This is a genomic window from Vibrio sp. Vb1554, from assembly GCF_033344235.1.
This window is the reverse complement of record NZ_JAWPOJ010000183.1, coordinates 1,147-1,437: the sequence shown is the minus strand read 5'-3', so window position 1 is coordinate 1,437 and position 291 is coordinate 1,147. Positions and strand designations below refer to the sequence as shown.

Here is a 291-nt window from a genome sequence, read left to right as displayed (position 1 = left end):
AACCACCTACTGAAGTAGGTGGTTTAGGGCTGAAAATAAAAAAGGCAGCGATTATCGCTGCCTTTGTGTTTTAGACGAGCCAGACTTGGATAAGTCGTGATACGTCAAATACAAAATACTTAGTGTGAAGGTTTGAACTGTGACTTACGCATACGGTTAAGTGCTGCCATCACATCCAAAGTACGTGGTTTAGCAAGGTCACCTTGTTTAGGCAGTGATGCGTGCCATTCGCCCGATAACATCTCTTCAATTTCTTTTGCAGGGTTGTTACACCAACCTGGCAGTTGTGCA

Annotated in this window: 1 pseudogene; it reads right to left on the bottom strand. The window is 44.0% G+C overall.

The window, feature by feature from the left end:
• Positions 1 to 119: 119 nt before the first annotated feature.
• Positions 120 to 291, bottom strand: a pseudogene (locus tag R8N28_RS24790) (isopentenyl-diphosphate delta-isomerase); the annotation flags it as partial.